At 47.6% G+C, this 26,744-nt stretch carries 25 protein-coding genes; 1 reads left to right on the top strand and 24 read right to left on the bottom strand.

Annotation, left to right across the window (positions count from 1 at the left end):
* Positions 1-11: 11 nt before the first annotated feature.
* The 14 genes from ACZ5NG_RS08400 to ACZ5NG_RS08465 all read right to left on the bottom strand — a co-directional run bounded on the left by ACZ5NG_RS08400 (position 12) and on the right by ACZ5NG_RS08465 (position 14,186).
* Positions 12-1,115 (bottom strand): DUF4367 domain-containing protein, encoded by a 1,104-nt coding sequence (locus ACZ5NG_RS08400; protein ID WP_464251365.1) that lies wholly within the window; start codon positions 1,113-1,115, stop codon positions 12-14.
* 12 nt (positions 1,116-1,127) lie between these two features.
* Entirely contained in the window at positions 1,128-1,634 is a 507-nt protein-coding gene (locus ACZ5NG_RS08405; RefSeq protein WP_464251366.1) for a sigma-70 family RNA polymerase sigma factor, read from the bottom strand.
* 330 nt (positions 1,635-1,964) lie between these two features.
* Entirely contained in the window at positions 1,965-2,162 is a 198-nt protein-coding gene (locus ACZ5NG_RS08410; protein WP_464251367.1) for a hypothetical protein, read from the bottom strand.
* A gap of 165 nt (positions 2,163-2,327) precedes the next feature.
* A complete protein-coding gene (gene ligA / locus ACZ5NG_RS08415; protein WP_464251368.1) occupies positions 2,328-4,334 on the bottom strand; it encodes an NAD-dependent DNA ligase LigA in 2,007 nt (668 codons plus the stop codon).
* A 62-nt stretch (positions 4,335-4,396) separates the two neighbouring features.
* Positions 4,397-6,559, bottom strand: coding sequence for a DNA helicase PcrA (pcrA, locus tag ACZ5NG_RS08420; RefSeq protein ID WP_464251369.1), 2,163 nt, complete (start codon positions 6,557-6,559; stop codon positions 4,397-4,399).
* A gap of 159 nt (positions 6,560-6,718) precedes the next feature.
* On the bottom strand, positions 6,719-7,396 hold the full coding sequence (gene hisIE / locus ACZ5NG_RS08425) for a bifunctional phosphoribosyl-AMP cyclohydrolase/phosphoribosyl-ATP diphosphatase HisIE (RefSeq protein WP_464251370.1): 678 nt from the start codon (positions 7,394-7,396) through the stop codon (positions 6,719-6,721).
* Positions 7,397-7,407: 11 nt separating this feature from the next.
* Positions 7,408-8,166, bottom strand: a complete 759-nt coding sequence (gene hisF, locus ACZ5NG_RS08430; protein ID WP_464251371.1) for an imidazole glycerol phosphate synthase subunit HisF — start codon at positions 8,164-8,166, stop codon at positions 7,408-7,410.
* 3 nt (positions 8,167-8,169) lie between these two features.
* A complete protein-coding gene (hisA, locus tag ACZ5NG_RS08435) occupies positions 8,170-8,907 on the bottom strand; it encodes a 1-(5-phosphoribosyl)-5-[(5-phosphoribosylamino)methylideneamino]imidazole-4-carboxamide isomerase (protein WP_464251372.1) in 738 nt (245 codons plus the stop codon).
* A 29-nt stretch (positions 8,908-8,936) separates the two neighbouring features.
* Positions 8,937-9,521, bottom strand: a complete 585-nt coding sequence (hisB, locus tag ACZ5NG_RS08440; RefSeq protein ID WP_464251373.1) for an imidazoleglycerol-phosphate dehydratase HisB — start codon at positions 9,519-9,521, stop codon at positions 8,937-8,939.
* Positions 9,522-10,604: a histidinol-phosphate transaminase gene (gene hisC / locus ACZ5NG_RS08445; protein ID WP_464251374.1), complete on the bottom strand. Its 1,083-nt coding sequence runs from the start codon at positions 10,602-10,604 to the stop codon at positions 9,522-9,524. It lies immediately after the preceding gene.
* A complete protein-coding gene (hisD, locus tag ACZ5NG_RS08450) occupies positions 10,604-11,914 on the bottom strand; it encodes a histidinol dehydrogenase (RefSeq protein WP_464251375.1) in 1,311 nt (436 codons plus the stop codon). The genes hisC and hisD overlap by 1 nt, the downstream gene beginning before the upstream one ends.
* Positions 11,907-12,572: an ATP phosphoribosyltransferase gene (gene hisG / locus ACZ5NG_RS08455; RefSeq protein WP_464251376.1), complete on the bottom strand. Its 666-nt coding sequence runs from the start codon at positions 12,570-12,572 to the stop codon at positions 11,907-11,909. Before hisG ends, hisD begins: the two co-directional genes overlap by 8 nt.
* A gap of 97 nt (positions 12,573-12,669) precedes the next feature.
* Positions 12,670-13,854, bottom strand: coding sequence for an ATP phosphoribosyltransferase regulatory subunit (gene hisZ / locus ACZ5NG_RS08460; protein WP_464251377.1), 1,185 nt, complete (start codon positions 13,852-13,854; stop codon positions 12,670-12,672).
* A complete protein-coding gene (locus ACZ5NG_RS08465) occupies positions 13,851-14,186 on the bottom strand; it encodes a YerC/YecD family TrpR-related protein (protein WP_464251378.1) in 336 nt (111 codons plus the stop codon). The genes hisZ and ACZ5NG_RS08465 overlap by 4 nt, the downstream gene beginning before the upstream one ends.
* Before the next feature lie 185 nt (positions 14,187-14,371).
* Here ACZ5NG_RS08465 and ACZ5NG_RS08470 point away from each other — a divergent pair, with 185 nt between their 5' ends.
* The gene (locus ACZ5NG_RS08470) at positions 14,372-14,863 is read left to right on the top strand and encodes a superoxide dismutase family protein (protein ID WP_464251379.1); all 492 of its coding nucleotides are present in this window, start codon (positions 14,372-14,374) and stop codon (positions 14,861-14,863) included.
* A 563-nt stretch (positions 14,864-15,426) separates the two neighbouring features.
* Here the strand turns inward: ACZ5NG_RS08470 and gap are convergent.
* The 10 genes from gap to purS form a co-directional block, all read right to left on the bottom strand.
* Entirely contained in the window at positions 15,427-16,455 is a 1,029-nt protein-coding gene (gene gap, locus ACZ5NG_RS08475) for a type I glyceraldehyde-3-phosphate dehydrogenase (protein ID WP_464251380.1), read from the bottom strand.
* 195 nt (positions 16,456-16,650) lie between these two features.
* On the bottom strand, positions 16,651-17,217 hold the full coding sequence (locus tag ACZ5NG_RS08480) for a glycerol-3-phosphate responsive antiterminator (RefSeq protein WP_464251381.1): 567 nt from the start codon (positions 17,215-17,217) through the stop codon (positions 16,651-16,653).
* Positions 17,218-17,277: 60 nt separating this feature from the next.
* On the bottom strand, positions 17,278-18,567 hold the full coding sequence (gene purD / locus ACZ5NG_RS08485; RefSeq protein WP_464251382.1) for a phosphoribosylamine--glycine ligase: 1,290 nt from the start codon (positions 18,565-18,567) through the stop codon (positions 17,278-17,280).
* A 291-nt stretch (positions 18,568-18,858) separates the two neighbouring features.
* A complete protein-coding gene (purH, locus tag ACZ5NG_RS08490; protein ID WP_464253138.1) occupies positions 18,859-20,394 on the bottom strand; it encodes a bifunctional phosphoribosylaminoimidazolecarboxamide formyltransferase/IMP cyclohydrolase in 1,536 nt (511 codons plus the stop codon).
* 72 nt (positions 20,395-20,466) lie between these two features.
* The gene (gene purN / locus ACZ5NG_RS08495) at positions 20,467-21,087 is read right to left on the bottom strand and encodes a phosphoribosylglycinamide formyltransferase (protein ID WP_464251383.1); all 621 of its coding nucleotides are present in this window, start codon (positions 21,085-21,087) and stop codon (positions 20,467-20,469) included.
* Positions 21,087-22,160, bottom strand: a complete 1,074-nt coding sequence (gene purM, locus ACZ5NG_RS08500) for a phosphoribosylformylglycinamidine cyclo-ligase (protein WP_464251384.1) — start codon at positions 22,158-22,160, stop codon at positions 21,087-21,089. The genes purN and purM overlap by 1 nt, the downstream gene beginning before the upstream one ends.
* The gene (gene purF / locus ACZ5NG_RS08505; protein ID WP_464251385.1) at positions 22,160-23,560 is read right to left on the bottom strand and encodes an amidophosphoribosyltransferase; all 1,401 of its coding nucleotides are present in this window, start codon (positions 23,558-23,560) and stop codon (positions 22,160-22,162) included. Before purF ends, purM begins: the two co-directional genes overlap by 1 nt.
* Complete coding sequence (purL, locus tag ACZ5NG_RS08510; RefSeq protein ID WP_464251386.1) at positions 23,545-25,758, bottom strand: phosphoribosylformylglycinamidine synthase subunit PurL; 2,214 nt, start codon at positions 25,756-25,758, stop codon at positions 23,545-23,547. The genes purF and purL overlap by 16 nt, the downstream gene beginning before the upstream one ends.
* Positions 25,758-26,459 (bottom strand): phosphoribosylformylglycinamidine synthase subunit PurQ, encoded by a 702-nt coding sequence (gene purQ, locus ACZ5NG_RS08515; protein ID WP_464251387.1) that lies wholly within the window; start codon positions 26,457-26,459, stop codon positions 25,758-25,760. Before purQ ends, purL begins: the two co-directional genes overlap by 1 nt.
* Before the next feature lie 4 nt (positions 26,460-26,463).
* The gene (purS, locus tag ACZ5NG_RS08520; protein ID WP_464251388.1) at positions 26,464-26,712 is read right to left on the bottom strand and encodes a phosphoribosylformylglycinamidine synthase subunit PurS; all 249 of its coding nucleotides are present in this window, start codon (positions 26,710-26,712) and stop codon (positions 26,464-26,466) included.
* Positions 26,713-26,744 lie beyond the last annotated feature (32 nt).

Below are 26,744 nucleotides of genomic sequence, written 5' to 3' on the forward strand. Positions count from 1 at the left end.
TCCATTTATTCTTATTGCAATGATTGGGCAATGCTAATGGCGGTATTTTTGTCAATTTGGCCGCTAACTTGACAAATAACGCCATCCTCTACCCACATTAGGTCACTATAGCCATGATTATTATAATAAACAGCATCATTGCCGTTAACAGAAACCGTTTCCGCATCTTCGAAAGTGGGCACAATTAATGTGTTTTGCCAATCCTTCACGGCTGCCAGCTGGGTACGCAAATCCTGCGGTATAAAGGGAATGTCCAGCAGGGCCAGTCTTAATGCGTTAGCATCTACCCCTTGAGGTACATTTAATTCCGGGCTGGCGTATTGCCGCACATAAAATGCTTTCTCGCCGTTCTGGCTTACATAACACATATTCACACCGGCCGGGGTTTTAATGGTAAAGCTTTTACCCTGCAGTGTTTCCGGCAGCATAGTTTCCGCTCCAAGGCTCTTTAACATGGCATTAACCTGCTCAACATTAAGCTCAAATTCTGCTTTCCCTTCCGGCATGAAAAGTACTGTTTGCTCATCTAATACCCAGCCGGCAGGAACAGTTGCCGGTTGTTTCAACTCAAAGGGTAGACCGGCTTTGGCTTCGGCCAGAGATAAAGTTTTCGGCTCAACTGATTTTTCAAAGTTAATTTTACCAAACTGCCGCAGATCTACTTCCCCCACCTGTTCTTCTACCGCTCTGACCATTTCCTGCAACTCATTTGGATCTATTTTTACCATTTGTACTTTTTGCACTCTAAATACAGACAGGAAATCAGCTACTGCGTCCTGCACCGGGGCAATAGTTAAGGCGCCGGCCAACACTGCCGCCGATGCGGCTGCTGCCGCCCATTTTTTAAAGCTACGCTTCATGAAAAATCCTCCTTTAATCATCTTGTTATCGCCTACGTTACCGCTGTCATTGGCAGCGTGCGATATAATATGTTCAATATTTTGCTGATATTGAACGAGTTTTTCGCCGGCCCACAGTTCTAAATCGGTTAATTGTTCCAGTGTTTGTTGGCATTGGGCACAATCATTGATATGTTTTGTAATTTGATTTTTTTCTTCCGGCGAAACTTCATCATCCAAGTATGCCTGTAATACTCCTTTATCCGGGCATTGCATCGGTGTCACCCCCTAACGTTCAGATAAAAGCTGTTGGTATTCACGTTTAAAGCGTTCCCGCGCCCGGGCCAAGACCGTACCTACCGAGCTGCGATTAATCTCCACCGCTTCCGCAATTTGATCATATTTATAACCGCTAAACTTTAACAACAGTACCATCCGATCACGCGGTGGCAATTGATTCAGTGCCTGCCGCACCGTTTGCCATGCTTCCAGATCTAAAACCACACTTTCGGCAGATGCCGCTATATTGAAATTTGCTTGACTTACCGACTGTCGGTAAACCCTTTCTTCTCGGCGGCGGCGGCTGCCCTCACTGCGCAGGTAACTATAGCACAGGTTGTTGGTTACTTTAGTTAACCAGGCCGCCGGATTATCTATCGCCTTTAGACCGAACTTATACAGCTTTATAAAGGCTTCCTGCGCCACGTCTTCTGCTGCCGCCGCATCGCCCAGCAAAAAGGCGGCCTGTCGAACTAACTTCGGATGCATACTTCGGTAAATTTTTTGGAATTCCATTTGTGAATCACCATGAGCCAAAGCGGTCGGTAACCTAACCGCCGGTATTTGAGCACTAATGATTCAGCCCCCCTTTTTCTGCTGCGCAACAGGTTCCCTTTCACGTTACATAATATAGACACAGCAGCGAGCTAAAAAGTGACAGTCTTTTAAAAAATTTTATTTCACACAAATAATACCTTTTTGCCTGTAGCAGTTGTATCTTCAACAATTACCTGTTTTAAAATAAACGCATTAAGTTTTTTTATTCTATAAAGCAAATTTGCCTTATCGTCGTGAAAAATAAAAGCCCTTGTTTTTTCAACAAGGGGCCACTAGAATATACCTGGCTTAACTGAATTGCTTTTTAATTTCATTAACGGCTTCAGCGACCATCTCTGAAGATAGGCCGCCATGAAAGCGCGGTTCACCGTTGATAACAATTAAGGGTGGTGTGAATCTACCCATAATTTTTTGTATGTCAGGGTATTTGGTCAGATCATCTTTTATTAAATCTACATATTCCAGTGAAATATCATCACCGTACATTTGCTGCATCTCAGCAGCGAACTTTTCAAACTGTTCTTTTTGATTCGGATAACCGCAACCGGCTCCAAAGGAAGGTCCTCATCCTACCTGAAAGCTGGGAAGGTCACTGCCAAACACAACAATAGATACTTTTTCACTCATTTTAATAACCTCCCTCTTGCAAAGTTAGCTACTTTCAATCAAATTCTTAAACTGTTCTTCATCTAAAATTTCAACGCCCAGCTGCAATGCTTTTTCATATTTGGAACCCGGATTTTCTCCCACTACAACATAACTGGTTTTTTTGCTCACACTGGAGGCTACCTTGCCTCCCAATTCTTCAATCAGTGCTTTTGCTTGCTCTCGCTTAAATTGTTGCAGCGTTCCGGTAAGGACAAAGGTTTTGCCCGCTAATTTACCGCTTTTGGGCATTAATGCTTCGCTGCTTTCCATGTTAACTCCTGCTGCCTTTAATTTATTTATTAATTTAATATTTTCCGGCTGTTTAAACCATTGTACAATGCTTTCCGCCATTTTGGGACCTACTTCCGGGATACTTAACAATGCCCCTTCATCGGCACCGGCCAAAGCTTGCAGTGAGGGAAAATGCTCGCTCAGTTTTTTGGCCGCAGTCTGCCCTACATGACGAATACCTAAAGCAAAGATCAACCGGCTCAGCGGTCGTTTTTTACTGGCTTCAATGGAGTTAAGAAGATTAGTGGCAGATTTGGGCCCAAATCGGTCAAGCCTAATTAAATCTTCATATTTTAAGCTGTAAATATCGGCAGCATCCCGAATTAAGCCACCCTTCAGCAACTGGGTAACCACTGCCGGCCCCAAACCTTCCACATCCATTGCCCCGCGGGAAACAAAGTGGAAAATATTTTCCCGATTGCGAGCCGGGCAATTTACATTCGGACAGCGATACGCCACTTCCCCTTCCGGACGCACCACGGCAGTGCCACATTCCGGGCACTCTTGAGGAAAGACAAACGCCTTTTCTTGGCCGCTGCGTTTGTCCGGCAGTACCTCCACTATTTCCGGTATAACATCGCCGGCCTTATGTACTACCACCGTATCTCCGATACGAATATCCTTCTTTTTTATGATGTCGGCATTGTGCAGCACCGCCCTGCTTACCGTGCTGCCGGCAACCGTGATCGGCTTAAGATAAGCAGTTGGCGTCAACACCCCGGTGCGCCCCACGGTGATCTTTATATCTTCCACTTTGGTAATTGCCTTTTCCGCCGGGAATTTAAAAGCTATCGCCCAGCGGGGGCTTTTGGCGGTAGCCCCTAACTGCCTTTGCTGAGCTAAATCATTCACTTTCACCACTATGCCGTCGATTGGGTAAGGCAATTGAAATCTCTTTTCCTGCCAAGTGCGGATATATTCTATTACCGAGTCAATACTGTTGAATGATTTCACCTCGGGGTTGACGCGAAAGCCTAATTTCTTCAGCCAAGCCAACCCGGCAGTATGACTTTGTATCTGATGTCCTTCCACCCGGCCTATGGCATAAATAAAAGTGTTCAACTGACGACCTGCCGTTACTTTCGGATCGAGCTGGCGCAAGCTGCCGGCGGCGGCATTGCGCGGGTTGGCAAAAAGCGGTTCACCGTTCTCTTCGCGGGCGGCATTTAATTTGGCAAAAGCCTCTTTAGACATATAGGCTTCACCGCGCACCTCTAAAAGCGGGACATTTTCCCGCAGGCGCAGCGGAATGCTGCCAACGGTTTTTAAGTTTTGCGTAATATCTTCACCGGTTTCACCGTCGCCGCGGGTCGCTCCGCGCACTAAAACGCCGTTTTCATAGAGCAGTGAAATCGCCAGCCCGTCAATTTTCATTTCCACCGCATACTCTACCGGTTGATTACCCAGCGCGGTGCGCACCCGGCGATCAAAATCCCGCAGCTCCCCTTCGCTAAAAGCATTGTTTAGGCTGAGCATTGCTTCAAGGTGTTTAACGGGAGTAAAGCCTTTCTGCACCTCGCCACCGACCCGCTGGGAAGGTGAATCGGGGGTAATGAGTTCAGGGTATTTTTCTTCTAACGATATCAACTGCCGCATTAACTTATCATACTGTTCATCGGTAATTTGCGGATTATCTTCTACGTAATAATGATAGTTATGTTTTTCAATTTGCTGACGTAGTTCTTCAACTTGTCGGCGCACTTCACTTGGTACCGACATACGACAAACCTCCTTAATTGCCCGTTACCATTATTGCCGCTTACAGGCGCTTGCAATCAATATCAGATTTTTTGCAGCGGGGCGTATTCGGCAATCAGTGTTTTAATACCTTGATTGGGGAAAGTTACCTTCAATTCCGCCCCTTTTCCTTCCCCTTTAACTGCCACAATTACCCCTTCACCCCACTTTTTATGGTACACTTTATCGCCCAGCACAAATTCCGGTGTCTCTTTGGAAGAATTACTTTCAGCATCTGCACCGGCACTGTTCCCTTTACTAAGCTTATTTTTCCGCAATCCATGTTGACTGTCATTTAACAAGCGCTCAGGAATTTCAGACAAAAAGCGAGACGGCAGGTTATTTTGCATCCGCCCAAATAAACTGCGGCAAAAACAGTGAGTTAAATAAAGTTTTTCTTTCGTTCTGGTAATACCGACATAACATAGCCGCCGCTCTTCTTCCAATTCATGCTTGCTCTCCAAGGAACGCGAATGGGGAAAGATCCCCTCCTCCATGCCGGCCAAAAACACCACCGGAAATTCCAAGCCCTTGGCCGTGTGCAGGGTCATTAAAGAAACGGTGTCCGCCGTTTCATTATATTTATCCTGATCGGTAACTAAAGAGAGGAAGGATAAAAAATCTTCCAATGTTCCCTCCGGATTGTTGCGATCATATTCTTGCGTTACGGTGATAAATTCATTTAAGTTGTCCAACCGTGTGCGGGCTTCCAGCGTCTCCTCGGCCTCTAATTCACCGCGGTAGCCGCTTTGCTGCAGCACTTCTTCCACCATCTCGGTAACACTTAAAAATTCCGCTTGCTTATTTAAGTTTTTAAACATATCACTTAGCTCAGTGGCCGCTTGGCGCACTTTGCCGCTTAGCTTCGGTATTTCGTAGGCCCTGGCCAACGCCTCTACCAAACTTTTATTATTTTGCTCCGCCCACTCGATAAATTTAGTTATGGACGCCGGGCCGATACCCCGTTTCGGCACATTTATAATGCGCTGAAAACTTACCGTATCATAGGGGTTGATCACCAAGCGCAGGTAACTGAGCAAATCTTTAATTTCCTTGCGCTGATAGAAACCCACTCCGCCTACGATAGCGTAAGGAATGTTGGCGGTAACTAAACTTTCTTCAATTGCCCGCGATTGAGCATGAGTGCGGTAGAGAATAGCAATGTCACTGTATTTTCGGCCCCGTTCTATCTCTTGGCGAATTTTCCTGACAATATAAAAAGCTTCATCCCGTTCGTCTTCACAATATTGTAAGTCAATCGGCTCCCCTTGCCCTAACGCGGTCCACAAATTCATCTCTTTAGAACTGGCATTTTGCGCAATTACTGCATTAGCGGCATCTAAAATTGTTTGGGTGCTGCGGTAGTTTTGTTCCAATTTAACTACTTTTGCCTCCGGGTAATCCCGTTCAAAGCTCAAAATATTGCTGATATCGGCACCCCGCCAGCCGTAAATTGACTGATTGGGATCACCGACCACACATAAATTTCTGTGCCCCTTAGCCAGCATGTTTACCAATACATACTGCACATGGTTGGTGTCCTGATATTCATCAACCAAAATATATTTAAACCGATCCTGATAATAGGTAAGTACGTGATTAAATTGTTCAAACAACTTAACCGTCAGTACCAGCAAATCGTCAAAATCCAGGGCGTTATTACGCTTTAGCTTTTGCTGGTACATTTTATATACCCGGGCAGCCACCTGTTCCGAATAATCAAAAGCATAATTTTCATAATCCTCGGCAGTGAGCAGCTTGTTTTTGGCGGCAGAAATGGCCGCCGACATACTGCGGGGTGTAAACTGCTTGTCATCAATGTTTAATTCTTTTAAGCACTCTTTTAACACCGTCTGCTGATCGGCATCATCGTAAATGATAAAGTTTCTGTCATAACCTAACGCATCAATTTCCCGGCGCAGAATGCGCAAACAGGCAGAGTGAAAAGTACTCACCCAAAGATCATGCGCCTTATGAACGGGTAATAAATTATTTACCCGCTCTTGCATCTCCCGCGCGGCTTTGTTGGTAAATGTAATTGCCAAGATATTCCACGGGGCCACCCCTTGCTCCAACAAATAGGCAATGCGATGGGTCAGCACCCTGGTTTTTCCGCTGCCGGCTCCCGCCAGCACCAATAAAGGTCCATCTTTATGTTGGACGGCCTCTTTTTGGGCCGGATTGAGACTTGCCAAAATGTCTGACATAAATAACAAACCCTCCAAAACATTGCTTGTACTACCTTTTGACAGTATAACACAAAGAGCGCCGTTAATTAATTATAGAAAAAAATAAGTTGCAGCTCAAAGCATCCGCTGCAACTTATTGCCTCCTTGCCGGCACCATCATTAATTGCGGCCTTTGATTTACTTTCTTCTCTTTGCCAGTTCGGCATAAACATCTTGCGGCGTTACGCCCTGATCGGCAAGCAGCACCAGCAGGTGATAAATTAAATCTGCCGCCTCAGCGGTTACCTCTGCCGGGTTGTTGTTTTTCGCCCCGATAATTACCTCGGCAGCTTCTTCGCCGATCTTTTTGCATATTTTATCAGTACCCTTGTCAAAAAGATAAGTTGTATAGGAACCCTCCGGCCGTGTCCCTTTGCGCTGCAAAATCAGCTGATAAAGCACATCAACAATTTTTTCATCGGCTTTATGTTTTCCGCCGTATACCTCAGCCGGATTAAACCGTTGGCTGCCTTCCACGCTGACCTGGCCGTTTGCCACCCGATAGTGGAAACAGCTGCGGTAACCTTCATGACAGGCCCCGGCACCGATTTGCTCTACCAGAACCAACAGCGTATCTTGATCACAGTCATAATATACCGCTCGCACCTTCTGAATATGGCCGCTTTCTTCTCCCTTGTGCCACATTTTTTTCCTGCTGCGGCTGTAGAACCAGGTTTCGCCGGTGGCCAAGGTCTTTTCTACCGCCTCTTGATTCATCCAGGCCATCATCAGCACTTCTTTGCTTTCTGCATCCTGCACAATGGCCGGAATCAAGCCGGCCTCATTGTATTTTAAATCTGCTGCACTAAACCGCAATTTTTAACCTCCTAACGCCTTACCGGTATCCCTTGTTTATGCAAATATTCCTTCACCTCGGCAATGGAATATTCACCGTAATGGAAAATTGACGCCGCTAAAACCGCATCTGCCTTACCTTCTTTTAGTCCCTCTGCCAAGTGCGCTAATGTTCCTGCACCGCCGGAGGCAATCACCGGTACATCTACCGCTTCTGCCACTGCTCTGGTAAGCTCAATATCGTATCCTTCTTTGGTACCGTCCCGATCCATGCTGGTTAAAAGTATTTCTCCGGCACCTAACTCGGTTACTTTTTTCGCCCATTCTACGGCATCAATGCCGGTGGGTTTATGCCCGCCGTGGGTATAAACCTCCCATTTACCGGGACTGACCTGCCGGGCATCTATGGCCACTACAATGCAGCGGCTGCCAAATTTATTTGCCCCCTCACTGATTACCTGCGGATTATTAATGGCTGCGGTGCCCAGCGATACTTTGTCCGCCCCGGCATGAAAAATTCTCTGCATGTCATCTACCGTTCTAATGCCACCGCCAACTATAAAAGGAATAGAAACTACTTCGGCCGTACGGCGCACCACATCCAGCATAGTTTGCCGATTGTCGTTGGTGGCGGTAATATCTAAAAGTACCAGCTCATCAGCTCCTTCCCGCTCATAAAGGGCTGCCAGTTCCACCGGATCGCCGGCATCACGCAAATTGACAAACTTTACCCCCTTAACTACCCGTCCGGCGGCAACATCCAAACAAGGAATTATCCGCTTAAATAACATAATCTACACCTCCAGTCCATTGGCTACTGCCAACGCTTCCTTAAAATCTACCGTTCCGGCATAAAGGGCTTTCCCTATAATTACCCCTTCAACGCCGTATTGTTCCAGCTTCTTAATGCGGCGCAAGTCATCCAGCGCCGCCACCCCACCGGAGGCAATCACTTTTAAACCGGTTGCCCGCGCCAGCTCGCCGGTTGCCTCAAAGTTTGGGCCTTTAAGGGTTCCGTCCCGCCTGATGTCGGTAAACACTACTCTCTTTATACCCAGCTCTTTCATCCTAAGGGCCAAATCAACGGCTGTAATATCCGTCTCACTCACCCAACCCTGCACAGCCACTTTGCCGTCCCGGGCATCTATGCCAAGCACAATTTTTTCCGGGCCAAACTTGGTAATTGCCTGCTTAATCACTTCCGGCCGCTTAATCGCCGCCGTACCTAAAATTACCCGGGCCACGCCGAAATCAAGCAGCCGCTCAACGGTGCTTACATCCCTAATTCCGCCACCAACTTGTACCGGGATATGTAGCGTGCTCACAATTTCTTTAATCACCGCCAGGTTTTTTGGCGCACCGGCAAAAGCCCCGTCTAAATCTACTACATGCAAGTACTCCGCCCCCAACTGCTGCCACCGCTGAGCAATTTCCGTCGGCTGATTGGAATAAACGGTTTTCTGCTCCAAGCGCCCTTCCACCAATCGGACACACTGGCCGTCCTTTAAGTCAATGGCCGGCAGTATTAACATTTTCCTCACCAACTTTCCAAAAATATGCTTTAAAGAATCCCCTTGGTAGACGGTACTCCTTCCATTCTGCTATCAAATGCCGCTGCTTGACGCACGGCCCGCCCTAAGGCTTTAAAAACCGCTTCAATTATGTGATGGGTGTTTTTGCCGCTGAACACGCGTACGTGCAGCGTAAATTCCCCGTTGTTCGCCAGTGCTCGCATAAATTCTTCTACCAACTCGGTATCAAATGCTCCCACCTTTGCCGCCGGCAGCTCGGCATCAAACAGCAAATAACCGCGACCGCTGAAATCCACCACTGCCAGTGCCAGCGCCTCATCCATCGGCACATAGGCATGTCCGTAACGGGTAATCCCCTTTTTATCACCCAGCGCCTCTTTAATTGCTTTGCCCAAACAAATGCCCACGTCTTCTACCGTATGGTGGGCATCAACATCAAGATCGCCTTCGGCCTGCAGTTCTAAATCTATCCCGCTGTGTTTGGCAAAAAGCGTCAGCATGTGATCAAAAAAGCCTACTCCGGTATTAATGCTGCCCTTACCGCTGCCATCGATATGCAAACTTAAAGAGACATTGGTTTCGTTGGTCCGCCGGTCAATTTTTGCCTGCCGCATTTACTTCACCCCATTGCTACAGATAGTTTTCAGCGCCTGAATAAAAGCGTTATTTTCAGAATCCGTGCCGATTGCCACCCTCAAGTAACCGGGCATGCCGTCACCCATGTTTCTAATTAAAATCCCTTGTTCTATCAGCTGCCTGTGCACCATGTTGCAGTCCTGCTCGGTACGGAACAGCAAAAAGTTAGCTTCCGACGGATAGACCGTTACCCCCGGGGTTTCCTTTAGCGCACTGAAAACCCTTATGCGTTCGGATTTAATTTTTTGCCACTGTTCCGCAAAATGAGCGCGATATTTTAAAGCAATGTAAGCTGCCGCTTGGGAAAAACTGTTTAAGTTGTAAGGTTGTTTAAGGCGCATAAGGGCATTTACTGTTTCCGCATTAGCCAATAAATAACCGATACGCAAACCGGCCAAACCAAATGCCTTGGAAAAAGTGCGTAAGATTACCAAGTTGGGATATTTTTTCAACAGTACCGTGCAATCTTCACCGCCAAACTCTAAATAGGCTTGATCCACCACAATTACCGCATTGGTATTTGCCAGTATTTCTTCAATCACTTCCAGTGGTATGGCATTGCCGGTAGGGTTATTGGGACTGCACAAAAACATCAGTTGTGCCCCGGTACTCCGCGCCGCCATAATCATCACCGCCGGGTTAACGGTAAAATCATCATTAAGTGGTACATTGATCAATTCTGCCCCGACAATGCGGCTTTGAATGCCGTACATAGAAAAAGTCGGTTCTGCAACCACCACTTTTCTGCCGCTTCCAAAGGCAATAGCTAAGTAATAAATTAGCTCATCCGAACCGTTGCCAAACATTACCTGCTCAGCTTGTACCCCGGCATACTCGGCAACTGCATTGCGCAATTTTTCTGCCAACGGATCCGGGTAAACAGAAAATTTAATGCGCCGCAATTCCTCACTAAGCTCTGCCCACGCCTGGGCCGGAAAAGGGTAAGGGTTTTCGTTGGCGTCAAGCTTGACGGAGCACGGATAATCGTGGGGCTGATAAGGTAATAAATTGCGCAGATCTTCCCGCATCAGCTGCAGCGGGTCAAAGTTGGCGCAAACCATTATTTCACCTCCCCCTTTTCTCGGGCAAATGAATCCAGCCGCAAACGAATGGCATTAGCATGGGCATCCAGCCCCTCCACGTTGGCCAGGCGTATGACATGCTCACCCAAACGCTTCAGCGTTTCTTTGGAAAAGGAAATCACTGTTGATTTTTTAACAAAGGCATCTACATTCAAGCCGGAGTAAAATTTAGCGGTACCGCCGGTAGGCAGCACATGGTTGGGGCCGGCCAGATAATCCCCTACCGGTTCGGGGGCATAGGGCCCTAAAAATATCGATCCGGCATTTTGTACTTTACCTACCCAGTTAAAAGGATCTTCCACCAGCAGCTCAAGGTGTTCCGGCGCAAAGCGATTGGCAATGGCAAATGCTTCATCTAAATTTTTGGTAATTACGATGCTGCCGTAGTCACCCAGTGAACTTTTAATTACATTTTGCCGGGACAGCCCGCTAACCTGCTTGGCAATTTCTTGCTGAACCTTGTGTGCCAATTGCTCATCCGGCGTCAGCAACACCGCCGCCGCCAACGGATCATGCTCCGCTTGCGACAGCATATCGGCGGCAATATAGGCCGGATTGGCTTTACTGTCTGCAATTACCAGCACTTCACTCGGTCCGGCCAGCATATCTATATCCACTTTGCCGTAAACCTGCTGCTTGGCAAGGGTCACATAAATGTTGCCCGGTCCGGTAATTTTATCTACCGGGGCAATTGTTTGCGTCCCGTAGGCCAAAGCGGCAATTGCCTGGGCACCGCCAATGCGGTATATTTCATTTGCTCCGGCCTCCCTGGCCGCTACCAGCGTATAAGGGTTTATTTTGCCGTCTTTTCCCGGCGGCGTAACAATCACCACTTCCTTTACGCCGGCCACTTTAGCCGGAACAACGTTCATTAACACCGAAGAAGGATAAGAAGCCCTTCCCCCCGGAACATAAGCACCGACCCGAGACAGCGGTCGCACCATTTGCCCCATCACATTTCCGTCGGCATCCGGCTCAAACCAAGAATCCGCCCGCTGACGACGGTGAAAAGCTTCAATCCGATCCCGGGCCAGCCTTAACGATTCCAGCACCGTTGGTTCAACTAACTTATATGCTTCATCGATTTCCTCTTCCGTTACAATCAACTGTTCTCTACTCAGCTCTACCTGATCAAACTGGGCGGTAAAGCGAAGCAATGCGGCGTCTCCTTCCTGACACACCGCTTCAATAATTTTAGCCACATTTTTTGCTATTTCCCGTTTGTCGGTTTCCCGGCGATACAAAATACCGGCCAAGGCCAGGTCATCAGACTTAAGTATTTTAATCATCAAAAATACCCCCATTAATTACTTTCCTAAAACTTTCTACCAACATGTTTACCCGCTCGGCTTTATACTGATGACTTACCCGGTTGGCAATTAACCTTGCGGTAGAGCGCATCACATCAGCCGCAACCACTAAATTGTTTTCCCGCAGCGTACGCCCGGTAGAAACAATATCCACAATCATTTCTGCCAGACCGACAATTGGTGCCAGTTCAATGTTACCGTGCAGCTTAATAATTTCCATTTGCAAACCCCGACTGCGGAAATACTCCTCCGCTATCCGAGGAAACTTGGTAGCTACCCGGGCACGTCCCCAGCTTTCTAATTTTTTGTCTTTTAAAGATTCCGGAACCGCCACTACAAAACGGCAGCCCCCATACTTTAAATCCAATAACTCATAAACATCCTTTTGCTGTTCCACAATTGTATCTTTACCCACCAAGCCAAAATCAGCCGCACCGTATTCTACATATGTCGGTATATCCGTCGGGCGGCAGATAATGTAGCGCACTGCCTGTTCCGGCACCTCAAAAAGCAGCTGGCGGGATTCCCCCTTTAATTGTTCACAATTGAAGCCCACTGCCTCTAATAATTTTACCGTCGGCTTAAACAGCGTTCCTTTCGGAATGGCAAAGGTAATCAGTTCTGCTGCCGCAACCACAAGTCCGCCTCCTTTAGTTAGTTAAAGCAATGATATGTTAAAATAATAAACCCCCAGAGTGGGGGCGTCAAGATAGTTTTTGTTGTTTATAGAAATATTATTTTTCGTTAACATATATTACCTTGCCAATTCCTTTTTTGTTCGCATACTCTTCCGCCTTTTCTTTTGTTTTCGCTTCAACATCAAGCTGTACCTTTAAACTTTCCGCCCGCAACTGCATACATTTTTGTACGGCAAGGGGCAAATTACCTTCCGCCCACGCTACCAGCACGTCAACAGCCGGCTCTTCGGCGGGGCCCTGCTGCTTTTCTATTGCCGTCAATATTTGATCAATGCTTAAGGCAAAACCGGTAGCAGGCAGATCACAGCCAAAATTACCGAGCAAACGATCGTAACGTCCTCCGCCGCAAACCGGGAAACCTAACCCTAAGGTATAGCCTTCAAAAATCAATCCGGTGTAATAATCCAGTCCTAAAAGCAAACCAAGGTCAATAGTAACTTGTTTTTCCACGCCGTAACATTCTAAGGTGCGGTAAACTTTAGCTAAGTTTGTCAGCGCGTCAAGAGCTTTGCTGCCGTTTAAGATGTCTGCTGCCTGAGCAAGTACCTCCGGTCCGCCCCGTAGCGATACCAGCTTGGTAATCTTGCTTTGAATTTCCGGCGCAATTTCCCGGGCAGCCATTAGTTCGCTCAAGCGGACAAAATCTTTTTTGCCAATGGCTGTTTTAATTGCCTGCACATGTTCACAAGACAGCTGCAGTTCTTCCATTAAGCCGCTAAAGATGCCGACATGACCGATAGAAAACCTAAAGTCCTGCAGGGCGAATGTTTGTAGCGCATTAATCGCCAAAGCCACTACTTCCCCATCCGCAGCGGGGCCGGAGGCCCCCAGCAGTTCCACTCCTGCTTGATAAATTTCATGCATCCGCCCCGACAAGTTGTCTTCATAGTTATAGGCATGGGCTAAGTAGTAAAGGCGCAGCGGCAGCTCAGCTTGACACATTCTGGTAGCCACCAATCTGGCGATCGGCCGGGTAATATCCGGGCGCAGCGCCAAAAGATGGCCGTTGCGATCTATAAACTTATACAGCTTATCATCTGCGCTATCCAGTGAACTTAAGTTTTCAAAGTATTCAAAAGTAGGTGTTACCACTTCCTGATAGCCCCATTTTTCCACTAACTCTAAAAACGACTGTTCCAGCTGACGCTTGCGCCGGGCATCCGCCGGCAAAAGATCCCGGGTTCCTTTTGGCAGTCGGCCAAATCGCGGTGATACCATCATCCTCTCTCCTCGTCCAACGGTTTTTCCGAACCGGTTTGTTTTTCAGCCAATCGTTTTAACACTAACTTATATCCGTCGGCACCGTAGTTTAAGCAGCGCTTTACACGGCTAATCGTCGCGGTACTGGCCCCGGTTTTAGTGGCAATATCGCCATAAGTGCGATTGGCTTCCAACATCTTGGCCACTTCCAACCGCTGGCTTAAAGCCCGCAATTCCGCAACGGTACAGATATCTTCAAAGAATCGGTAGCATTCGTCTATGGTTTCTAAAGTAAGAATTGCTTCGAATAACCGATCATTTAACGGGTTCTTCAGCTTGCCCTTATAACTCACCTGTCATCCCTCCGGTATCCGTATTATATCCGCATTTCGACACCCTATATTTAAAATCCTTTAATACGTTAAAAAAAGAAAGTGCAAAAATACTGCTGAATTACAGCCAAGCAGAGAATAAGCATTTTTACCTAATATTACATAGTATAGAAAAACAGACTTTGCTTTTACTAAGGAGGGCGTTTATGGCAGGAAAATATTGTTACATCAATAAACAAGCGGATGCGGTAGCCTATGTGCGCGGCGGACCGCTGCAACCGAAAATTAACGGTGTTGTGCGTTTTTTTGCCGTACCGGGCGGCACCTGGGTCAGTGTAGAAATAAGCGGTTTGCCGGAATATCAACCGGCGTCCGGCGACAAGGGCCCGATAGGCCCCCATGGCTTTCATATTCATGAATACGGCTGTTGCGAAATCGGCGATCGCGCGGATCCCTTCCAAGCAGCCGGTGGGCACTGGAATCCCCATGGGCAGCCCCACGGCAACCATGCCGGGGATTTCCCGGTACTTTTCTCCAACCGGGGATATGCCAGAATGTGCTTCTTTACAGATAAGTTTAAACCAAGTGAGGTGATAGGTAAAGCAATTATTATTCACGAAAACCCGGACGACTACCGCAGCCAACCGGCCGGAGATGCCGGCAAAAGACTGGCTTGTGGAGTGATCAGGGAAGTTTAGTTAGCGGTTAGTTGTTAGTAGCTTAGATGGTTAGTAGTGTTGGGCAGGAAAGCATGTCTGCCCCTTTTTCTCTTTAAACGCAAATTTTCATGTTGTTGCTAATTGAATGTAGCTTGTTCTCGTATATGTAACATTGCTTTTGGGCGCCAAGGCTACTTGACCTTATGCTTTCGATTAGCCGGCTAATTTAAAAAGCATTGCTAACGGAGGATCAGCGCCGAGGACTGTTTGAGGAACTGCGTGTTTGTACTATCTAACAATCATATATACTAAGGATGATAGTATAAGAAAACTTACTTTCCGTCTGCGCCCTTTTGCCTTGACGGAAAGTAAGTTTTCTTTAGGTAGGTAAATGCCTTGGCGCTAAACGCAACCTTTCCATTTGTAAGGGCAAGGTTATACATTTAGTTAAAAGCAAAAAGTAGGGAACGCTTAAGCGCTCCCTACTTCGAGCATTTTCGCCACCGCGGGCGGAGTTAAAACCACCGCTGCGTTGGATAGCTACTTGCCACCTCAACGCACATGGCGTAATTTTAAGTTCACCGTTTCCGCGGATCGCCGCCTTAATTTTTGCTGCTGACGTAAATGGCCAAGTCTACCACACGGTTAGAATAACCCCATTCGTTATCGTACCAAGCAAGTACTTTAACCATATTGTCGCCAATCACCATGGTGGACAAGCCGTCTACAATGCTGGAATGAGCATCGCCGTTGAAATCTTTTGATACCAGGGGCTCTTCTGTGTAATCCATAATACCTTGCAGCTCATTGGCAGCGGCTTCACGCAGTGCTTCGTTAACTTGCTCAGCGGTTACCGGCTCTTTTAACTCGGCAACTAAGTCTACCAGGGAAACGTTCGGAGTGGGAACCCGCACAGAAATACCGTTAAGTCTTCCCTTCAGTTCGGGCAGTACCAGTGCCACTGCCTTTGCCGCTCCGGTAGTGGTCGGGATAATGCTCATTGACGCCGCTCTTGCCCGCCTATAATCTTTGTGCGGCAAATCAAGAACACGCTGGTCATTGGTGAAAGAGTGTACGGTAGTCATAAAGCCTTTAACAATGCCAAACTTCTCATTGAGTACTTTGGCCACCGGCGCTAAGCAGTTGGTAGTACAAGAGGCGTTAGAAATAATATGATGCTCATTTGGATTGTACTTTTCCTCATTAACACCCATGACAATGGTAATATCTTCGTTTTTCGCCGGAGCAGAAATAATTACTTTGCGGGCACCGGCCGCAATGTGTTGGTTACATTGTTCTTTAGTTCTAAACCGACCGGTTGATTCAATGACAATGTCAACTCCCAGTTCACCCCAAGGAAGCTTGGTCGGGTCGGGTTCAGCATACACTTTGATTTCATGCCCGTTAATAACAATGCTGTCATCAGTTGCACTTACATCAGCTTGCAAACGGCCATGAACGGAATCATATTTCAACAGATGTGCCAAGGTAGCAGGTTCAGTTAAGTCATTGATAGCGACAATATTTATCGGTGCATCATCGGATTCAAGGTAACCTCTTTCCAAGGCCACTCTCAATACCGCACGGCCAATACGGCCAAAACCGTTAATTGCTATTTTGGTTGCCGTCATATTATCATTCCCCCTATATTTTTTAATCATGGATAAAAAAGGAAAAGCCGCACTACAGTAGGTAACGGTTAATTACCTCTAACTATAAGTGCGGCTCTCTTCATTCTCGCCTTTTATCAAGTTAGCTTAAGTAAATTATAACATTAAATAACTTATTTATCCATATATTAAGTTTAAGTTTATATTAATTATTTATTAATATTGCAAGTTCCACAGCTTCCGCAAACTGGTGCTGATAGTGGTAATTCCTTTGCTCAAAGCTTCCTTGGCATCTTCTTCGTTTCTCAATAGCCCTCCGGCTAAAATCGGAATGCCTAGGGCCTCTTTTAACTCCTGCACAACATAAGCGGGAACGGTGGCAGGAAGGATCTCCACCGCATGCGGTTTAACACTGCCGGCTAATTTTATGCCGGTTTTTACCGACTCGGAATCAACTATAAAAAGACGTTGAATGGTGCACATTCCTTCCTCTCGGGCATATTTAATTAAGTTTGGTTTAGTACTGACAATTCCGGTCAGTCCCAACTTAGCCAACAAGTGAACTCCCGCTCTGTCCTTGCCAACCCCCTCCAAAAGATCTATGTGAACAAACAACCGCTTGCCCTTACTTTTAGCTTTTCGAATTATTCCCGGCAAATAATTGATATCGCCGCCCAGTAAAATAATGTTGACGATATTGGGGTGGTTTAGTGCTTCCGGTAAGTCCTCAATTCTGCGAATACAAGCCGCAACTCTTTTCTCTTCCCAATAATCCGCTTGCATCCCTCACCCCCCCAATCACAGCAGCTGACAAAAACTTGTTAATTACTTCACATTATCATATCACATCTTATTGTTTTTGTCTTGTAGTTGCAGCGCTTTTTTGCCAATATCCCGGCGATAATGAGCGCCTTTAAAATTAATTTTCTCCACTGCACTGTAAGCCTGAACAATGGCATCGGAAATGTTTTTGCCCCGAGCGGTAACACCCAACACTCTGCCGCCGTTGGTGACAAGCTGCCCATCCTTAACAGCCGTGCCGGCATGAAAAACAACTGCCTCTTTTTCCGCTTCTTCCAAACCGGTGATCACTTCTCCCTTTTTGTAATTACCCGGATAGCCCTCTGATGCCATCACTACGCACACAGCCGCCCCCTGTTTCCAATTGATTTCAATTTCATGTAAACGCCGATCAATAATTGCTTCCATGATTTCCACCAAATCGGTATCCAACATCGTTAATAAGGGCTGCGCTTCCGGATCCCCAAAACGCACATTGTATTCCAGTACTTTTGGCCCCTCTGCCGTGAGCATCAATCCGGCATATAACACACCTTGATATTCCCAATTGTTTTCCTTCAAGCCTTGAAGGGTTGGCAGAAGAATTTCACTCTTTACCTTCTCTTGCAATTCCGGTGTAAAAATCGGTGCCGGGGCATAGGCACCCATTCCTCCGGTGTTGGGACCAAGATCATTGTCAAAGACTCGCTTGTGATCTTGAGAGGCAATCATCGGCACAATTGTTTCTCCGTCGGTAAAAGCCAGTACGCTGACTTCTTCTCCGGTCAGCAGTTCTTCAATTACCACCTGCCGCCCGGCCTGCTCACCAAACTTCTTGTCAATCAATACACTGCGTACCGCCTCTAATGCATCGGCCGGGTGCTGACAAATCATTACCCCTTTGCCGGCTGCCAAGCCTGATGCCTTCACCACCAATGGTTTGGCTTTGTCCCGCACATACTGCATTGCCTCATCCGCCCGGGAAAAAGCTGCATAGCTAGCGGTAGGAATGCCGTACTTTGCCATAAAGTGTTTAGCTAAAGCTTTGCTGCCTTCCAATTGGGCCGCGTTTCTGCCGGGACCGAAAATGCGCAAACCCGCTTCTTTAAAGCGATCCACAATACCGTTAACCAGCGGAGCCTCCGGGCCGACAACGGTGAGATCAATTTTCTCCTTCCGGGCAAAATTTAATAAAGCTTCCGTATCTTCCGTACTGATGTTCACACATTCTGCCTGCCGGGCAATACCGGCATTGCCCGGGGCACAATATATTTTATCTACCAACGGGCTTTGGGCAATTTTCCATACCAGCGCATGTTCTCGCCCGCCGCCGCCAACAACCAAAACCTTCATCGTATTCCTCCTATTTAACATTCTTATTCTGTATGCGGTCAAGTTTTGCTTGCTGTCAAGGCATTTGACCTTATGCTTTCGATTAGCCGGCGAATTCAAAGGGCAACAGCGCCGGGGCTCATTCATTTATTTCTGCCGGCCTGTTTGCTAAGCTAAATTCCAAACTGCCCACAAGCAACATTACTTTTGCGAACAGGGGCGGCTTCACCGCCCCTAGGACATCTGCCTGCGCCCTTTTTTACGAAAGATAAATGCCTTGACAGTCTATATGCTTTGACCGCCTATAGTCACTTAGTGTTTAAAGTGCCGCATACCGGTAAATACCATTGCTATACCGTGCTCATTGCAGGCATCAATTGACTCTTGATCCCGTATTGAACCACCGGGTTGAATGATTGCGGTAATACCGGCTTTTGCCGCCGCATCTACCGTGTCTCTAAAGGGGAAGAATGCATCCGAGGCCAGCACCGCCCCGCGGCATTTATCGCCGGCATGACTGAAGGCAATATTGGCGGAACCCACCCGATTCATTTGCCCGGCACCAACGCCAAGCAGCTGCTTTCCTTTAGTGACGACAATGGCATTAGACTTCACATGCTTGACAATGGTCATCGCAAAGATTAGTTCGTCTAACTGTTCCTGCGTCGGCTGTTTTTCGGTTACTACCCGCATTTCCTCCGGATTAACCACTTCCCGGTCTACCTGCTGCAGCAACAGACCACCGTTTATTTTGCGAATTTCAAAGTCATCATTGGTTTGCTCCGTTAGGTCACCTACCTTCAGCAAACGCAGATTGGGTTTTTTAGTCAGTATTTCTAATGCCTCGGCGGAAAAATCCGGAGCAATGACCGCTTCCAAGAAAATTTCACTCATTTTTTCGGCGGTAGCGGCATCAACTTCCCGGTTTAAGGCTACAATACCACCAAAAGCGGACACCGGATCACCGGCAAAGGCTTTCTCATAGGCTACGCTTAAATTGGCGTCACTGGCGCAGCCGCAAGGGTTATTGTGCTTAATAATCGCCGCTGTCGGTTCCGAAAACTCACGCACCAACTCCAGTGCGGCATTGGCGTCTAACAGGTTATTGTAAGACAGCTCTTTACCGTGCAGCTGCTTTGCATTGGCAATGCATGCACCGCGTACAGAAAGATCCCGGTAAAAGGCAGCCTTTTGATGCGGATTTTCCCCGTATCTCAACTGCTGCACCAATTGAGCGGAAAGATTTAACTCTGCCGGGAAGCTTTCACCGGCAACACCGCTGAGATAGTTAGAAATAGCACTGTCATAACCGGCAGTGTGAGCAAAGGCTTGGCATGCTAAAGACAGGCGCAGTTCATCAGTAACCTGATCATTTTTTATCGCCGTTAATACTTCTTGGTACCTTTCCGGGTCAACTACCACCAACACGTGTTGATAGTTTTTGGCAGCCGCCCGCACCATTGTCGGTCCGCCGATATCAATATTTTCAATAGCTTCAGCCAAAGTAACATCCGGCTTGGCCACTGTCTCTTTAAAAGGATATAAATTCACTACCACCAGGTCAATAGGGGTGATATTCAACTCTTTAAGCTGTGCTAAATGTTCAGGTGTGCGCTGGGCCAGTATCCCGGCGTGAACGTTAGGGTGCAGCGTTTTTACCCGGCCGTCCAAGATTTCCGGAAAACCGGTCACATCGGATATGTAAGTTACCGGCACGTTGGCTTCCTGCAAGGCTTTGGCTGTGCCCCCGGTTGAGACAATTTCCACCCCCAACTCGCTCAATCCCCGAGCAAATTCCACCAAACCGCTCTTGTTTGACACACTAATCAGTGCCCGTTTAATCAAAATGGAAACCTCCTTTATTTTTCCTTCTATGCAACATAGGGCGCGACTAATCGCGCCCCAAGCTGATTCAGATGATTACTTTTTGCCTTCAATTATGGTTACTTTTCGCTTCTCCGTTTTCAACCTACCGTCAGCATATAAACCGATTGCTTGGGGATAAATAATGTGTTCCTGAGTTAAAATTCTTGCCGCCAGCGTCTCCTCGGTATCATTATCGTATACCGGCACTGCAGCCTGCAAAATAATCGGTCCGGTATCCATACCTTCATCTACAAAGTGGACGGTACAGCCCGATATTTTAACCCCATATTCTAAAGCTTGCCGTTGCGCGTGCAGGCCGGGAAAAGCCGGTAACAGTGAGGGGTGAATGTTCATTATTTGCTGCGGATAAGCATCAAGCAGCCTTTTGCCCACAAGCCGCATATATCCCGCCAAACAAACCAATTCTACCCCATGCTGACGCAGCAATTCCACTATTCGGGCTTCATATGAATCTTTATCCGGATAAGCATGAAAGTCAACGTAGTAAGCAGGAATGTTCCGCGCTTTGGCCCGTTCCAACGCATAAGCATTTGGTTTATCGCTGATTACCACCGCCACATGGGCATTAATTTTGCCGCCGGCACAGGCATCCATGATTGACTGTAAGTTAGAGCCACGTCCGGAAGCAAGTACGCCAAGGGTAAGCGCCTTCATTACTCCACATCCTCACCCAGGTATTTAACTTTTCTTTCTCCGGCAGTAATTTCACCGATCGTCACCGCTTTTTCACCACGCTCATTAAGTTCAGCCAACACTGCGTCTGCTTGTTCAGGCGGCACAACCAATATAAAGCCTATCCCCATGTTAAAAGTTCGCAGCATTTCCGCTTCTTCTATTTGCCCGATTCTTTGTAAAAGTTTAAAAATAACCGGCACCGACCATTTGCTGCGATCTACTACTGCGGAACAGTTTTCCGGCAGCACCCGGGGCAGGTTTTCGGTTATACCGCCGCCTGTAATGTGGGTCATTCCCTTGACGGTAAATCTCTCCAACAGCGGCAACACCGTGCTCACGTAAATGCGCGTCGGTTCCAACAACTCCTCACCGACTGTACGGCCCAGTTCCGGCAGAAATTGTTCGGGTTGGTACCCGGCTACCTCAAACAAGGCCTGACGCACCAGCGAATAACCGTTGGAGTGCAGTCCTGATGAAGGCAGGCCAATTAATACATCGCCCGGTGTAATCTTTGAACCGTCAATGATCTTATCTTTATCCACCACCCCAACGGCAAATCCCGCAATATCGTACTCATCCGGGGCATAAAAGCCGGGCATTTCTGCAGTTTCCCCACCAATCAGCGCACAACCGGCCTGCCGGCAGCCTTCCGCCACTCCTTCCACAATTTCCGCTACCCGTTCCGGAACTAATTTACCTACTGCCAAGTAATCTAAAAAGAAAAGGGGCTCCGCTCCACTGACAAGAATATCATTGACACACATCGCCACCGCATCAATGCCGATGGTGTGATGAACATTTAACAGGTGTGCTATCTTAAGTTTAGTGCCCACACCGTCGGTACCGGATACCAGCACCGGTTGGCGGTAGTTTGCAGTATCCAGCGCAAATAACCCGCCAAAACCGCCGATATCGGTAACAACTTCCGGGCGAAAGGTAGTTTGTACCGCTTTCTTTATCAAATCTACCGCCCGGTTACCGGCAGAAATATCTACCCCTGCACCGGCATAGGTAAGTGCCTGCTTTTTATTAGCGACTGAATTTTCCGGCATCAGCATAAAACCTCCACTGGATACTTATTATCAAAACAGGCGGTACAAAATCCGGGAGCGTTTTCCCCAAAGACTTTTATTAAGCCTTCAATACTTAAGTAATGCAGTCCGTCAACACCCACCATATTTTTTATCTCTTCTAACGACTTGTCTGCAGCCACCAAGCTGCCGCCTTTGGTATCTATCCCGTAGTGACAGCCCGCTATTACCGGCGGCGAACTCAAACATAAATGTACTTCGGCTACACCGCATTGCCGCAACATTTTCACAATTTTTTTACTGGTCGTACCCCTTACAAGGGAATCGTCAATCAGCACAATTTTTTTACCTGCTATTACTTCGCGCACCGGATTAAGTTTTAAACGCACTCCTAAATCACGCCGGTCTTGAGTGGGTTGAATAAAGGTGCGACCGATATAGCGGTTTTTCATCAAACCTTCTTCATAAGGAATGCCGGATTCTTCCGCATAGCCCCGGGCAGCGGCAATTCCGCTGTCCGGTACCGGAATGACAATATCGGCATCCACCTGATATTCCCGCGCCAGTTGGCGACCCATTTCCCGGCGCACTTTATTGACGTTATAACCGTCTATAGTACTGTCCGGGCGAGCTAAATAAATATATTCAAAGATGCAGTGTGCCGGTCGGGGTGCGGCCAGAGTTTGCAGCGAGGTTAAGCCGTCCTTGTCTAGGCGCACAATTTCCCCCGGCTTGACATCGCGCACAAACTCTGCCCCTACGGTATCAAGTGCACAACTTTCCGAAGCAACCACCCAGCCGCCGTCCAGACGGCCCAAACACAAGGGACGAAAACCATAAGGGTCGCGCACTGCATATAAAGTATCCTCAGTCAGCACTACCAGCGAATATGCCCCCTTAAGATCTATCATCGCCTTCATAACCGCTTCTTCTATACTATTCTGATGATAACGGGCAATTAAGTTGGCGATCACTTCACTGTCAGTACTTGTTTGAAACACTACCCCGTTGTTAAACAGCATCTCTCTAATGTTGCCGACATTGGCCAAACTGCCGTTGTGAGCTATACCAATTACTCCCTGGCGGTGTTGAAACACCAGCGGTTGGGCATTGGTTACATCGATGGGGCCGATGCCGGCATAACGCACATGCCCGATGGCAGCGTGACCGGATAAAGCTTTTAGTTTTTCTTTGGAAAACACCTCGGAAACCAATCCCGTTCCCTTTAACAAGTCAATGTTCCGGCCGTTAGTTGCGGCAATGCCGGCACTTTCCTGCCCGCGATGCTGCAGCGCATATAAGCCGTAATAAGTCAACTGCACCACATCCACACCCGGAGCATAAATGCCGAACACGCCGCATTCCTCCTGCATCTTATCCTGCTGCCACCACGCCTTATAGTCTCTTACGCCATCAAACATGTTATTGCCCCCCGCCATTTTCTCTCCATTTCCGATACCGGCAGGTCAATTGTGCGGAAGGATTCATCGGCAGTGGCAACATCTATTTTTAAAGCATCGCCCTTTACCGTTCCCAAACGGGTAAAAGGTACGTTTTTTATTGTCAATAAACGAATCAATTCTGCCACTTTATCTTCACCGGAAGTAACAATAATGCGCGATTGACTTTCACCGAACAACAACGCATCCATCCGCATGTTTTTATTTACTGTAACTTCTGCGCCAATACCGCCGGAAATACATGCTTCCGCCAGCGCTACCGCCAAACCGCCTTCCGAACAATCGTGGGCAGATTTAACTAAGCCGCTCTTAATAGCCTGTAAAACAGCCTGCTGCACTTGTTTTTCCAAATCTAAATCCAGCATCGGCGGTTTTCCCGCGGCCTCAATACCATGAATCACTTTTAAATATTCGCTGCCGCCAAGTTCTTCCTTGGTTTCGCCAACCAAAATAATGGTATCCCCTTCGTCTTTAAAAGCTTGAGTGCATACATGCTGCAAATCTTCAACCAAACCAACCATACCTACTATTGGGGTGGGGTATACCGCTGTCCCGCGAGTTTCATTATAAAAGCTCACATTGCCGCCGGTGACCGGAGTATCCAGTTTACGGCAGGCCTCACTCATTCCTTCTACCGCCTTGCGGAACTGCCACATTATTTCCGGCTTTTCCGGATTACCGAAATTCAAACAGTTAGTAATTGCCAGCGGCTGTGCTCCGGCACAAACCAAATTGCGGGCAGCCTCCGCTACCGCAATCATTCCGCCAACATAAGGATCAAGGTAGCAGTAACGTCCGTTGCAGTCGGTAGTTAAGGCAATTCCCTTGTTGGTACCTTTAATTCTCAGTACGGCGGCATCTGAGCCGGGACACACCACGGTATTTAACCCCGCCGTGTGGTCATACTGGCGGTAAACCCATTCTTTGCTGGCGATATTAGGGGATTGTAACAAACTAAGCAGCGCCGATGAATATTCCTCACGCTCCGGTATGCTCTCTAAATTAAGTTTTTGCACTTCGTCCAAATAATCCGGCCTGCTATAGGGGCGGTGATAAACCGGGGCGTCTTCGGCAAGGGCTTTGGCCGGTATTTCTGCCACTACTTGCTCTCCTTCAGTTAAGCGCAACATGCCGTCATCGGTTACCTTACCGACCACTACCGCTTCTAAATCCCACTTGGCAAATATTTCCTTAACTTTATCTTCCGTACCTTTCTTTACTACCAGCAGCATGCGTTCCTGGGATTCCGAGAGCATCAGCTCATAAGCGGTCATCCCTTCTTCCCGGCGGGGCACCAACAGCAAGTCCATTTCAATACCGGTTCCCGCCCGACTGGCCATCTCACAGGATGAACTGGTTAAACCGGCCGCTCCCATATCCTGAATGCCGACTACATATCCGCTTTTCATTACTTCCAAGCAGGCCTCCATCAGTAATTTTTCCATAAAGGGATCGCCTGCCTGCACCGTCGGAGACTCCTCAGCCGCATCTGCGGACAGCTCCTCAGAGGCAAAAGTAGCTCCGTGAATACCGTCCCGTCCGGTTCGGGCACCGACAACCATTACCGGATTGCCAATACCGGTTGCCACTCCCTTTTTAATTTCCTGATGATCAATTAAGCCGACACCCATCACATTTACCAGCGGGTTTTCTTCATAACTGGGGGAAAAATAAATTTCGCCGCCCACAGTAGGGATGCCGACGCGGTTGCCGTAACCGGCAGCACCGGAAACAACCCCGTTAAGCAAATAGCGGGTCCGGTCATTATCCAGGTTGCCAAAGCGTAAGGAATCCAATACCGCTATTGGCCGCGCGCCCATAGTAAATATATCGCGCAAAATGCCGCCTATACCGGTAGCTGCCCCCTGATAAGGCTCAATGGCTGAGGGGTGGTTATGGCTTTCAATTTTAAAAACCACGGCTTGTCCGTCACCAATATCAATAATACCGGCATTTTCACCCGGTCCCTGCAAAACTCTCTCGCCCTCAGTGGGAAACATTTTTAGCACCGGGCGTGAAGTTTTGTAGCTGCAGTGCTCTGACCACATCGCTGAAAAGATACCTAATTCTACATAGTTAGGCTCGCGTCCCAGTATGTCTTTAATTTTTTCATATTCTTCATCGGTTAGACCCATTTCCCGCCAAACTTGTGGTTCCATTAGTTACGCCCCCCTTGCCATGCTGATAAAATGGATTTAAACAACAATGCTCCTTGGGTGTTTCCTAAAATTTCTTCCGCACAACGCTCAGGATGAGGCATCATACCTAACACATTTCCTTTTTCATTGCAAATTCCGGCGATGTTTTCCAGCGAACCGTTGGGATTAGCCTCAGCAGTGGTTTCCCCATTTTGATTACAATATCTAAACACAATTTGCCGGTTGGCCGTCATCCGCTCAAGTGTAGCTTGATCACAATAATAGTTTCCTTCACCGTGAGCTATCGGTACTTTAATTACCTGGCCGTCCTTATATTGGTTGGTGAAAGCAGTAGTCGCGTTTTCTACCCGCAGATAAACCTCCTGACAACAAAACTGCAAACTATTGTTGCGGCGCATCGCTCCGGGCAGCAGCTGCGCTTCCAAAAGCACTTGAAAGCCGTTACCAATGCCCAGTACTAAACCACCCTTATTGGCAAACTCAATTACCGCCTCCATAACCGGTGAATACCGGGCAATGGCTCCACTGCGCAGGTAATCACCGTAAGAAGAGCCGCCGGGCAAAATTATACAGTCAAAACCGTCAACGCTCTTATTTTTGTGCCAAATATATTCTGCCGGCTGCCGGAGTACGCTGCGCACTACATGCAGGCAGTCAGCTTCGCCGCTTGAGCCCGGAAACACCACGACACCAAATTTCATTTCTTTATACCTCCTGCAGGGTGAATGTGTAGTCTTCAATTACCGGGTTAACCAACAGTTTTTGACACATATCATGCACTTGTGAGGCAGCGGCGTCTTTGTCGGCGGCGTTAATATCCACCTCTATATAACGGCCGACACGCACATCTTGCACATTTTCAAAACCTAGGCCATGCAGTGACTTTTTAGCAGCCGAACCTTGAGGATCCAGAACACTTTTGCGCAAGGTAACATAAATTTTTGCTTGATACATAATAAGTACACCTCCGTTGTTAATTTTTAAAT

It is taken from the genome of Desulfovectis peckii, from assembly GCF_055391705.1.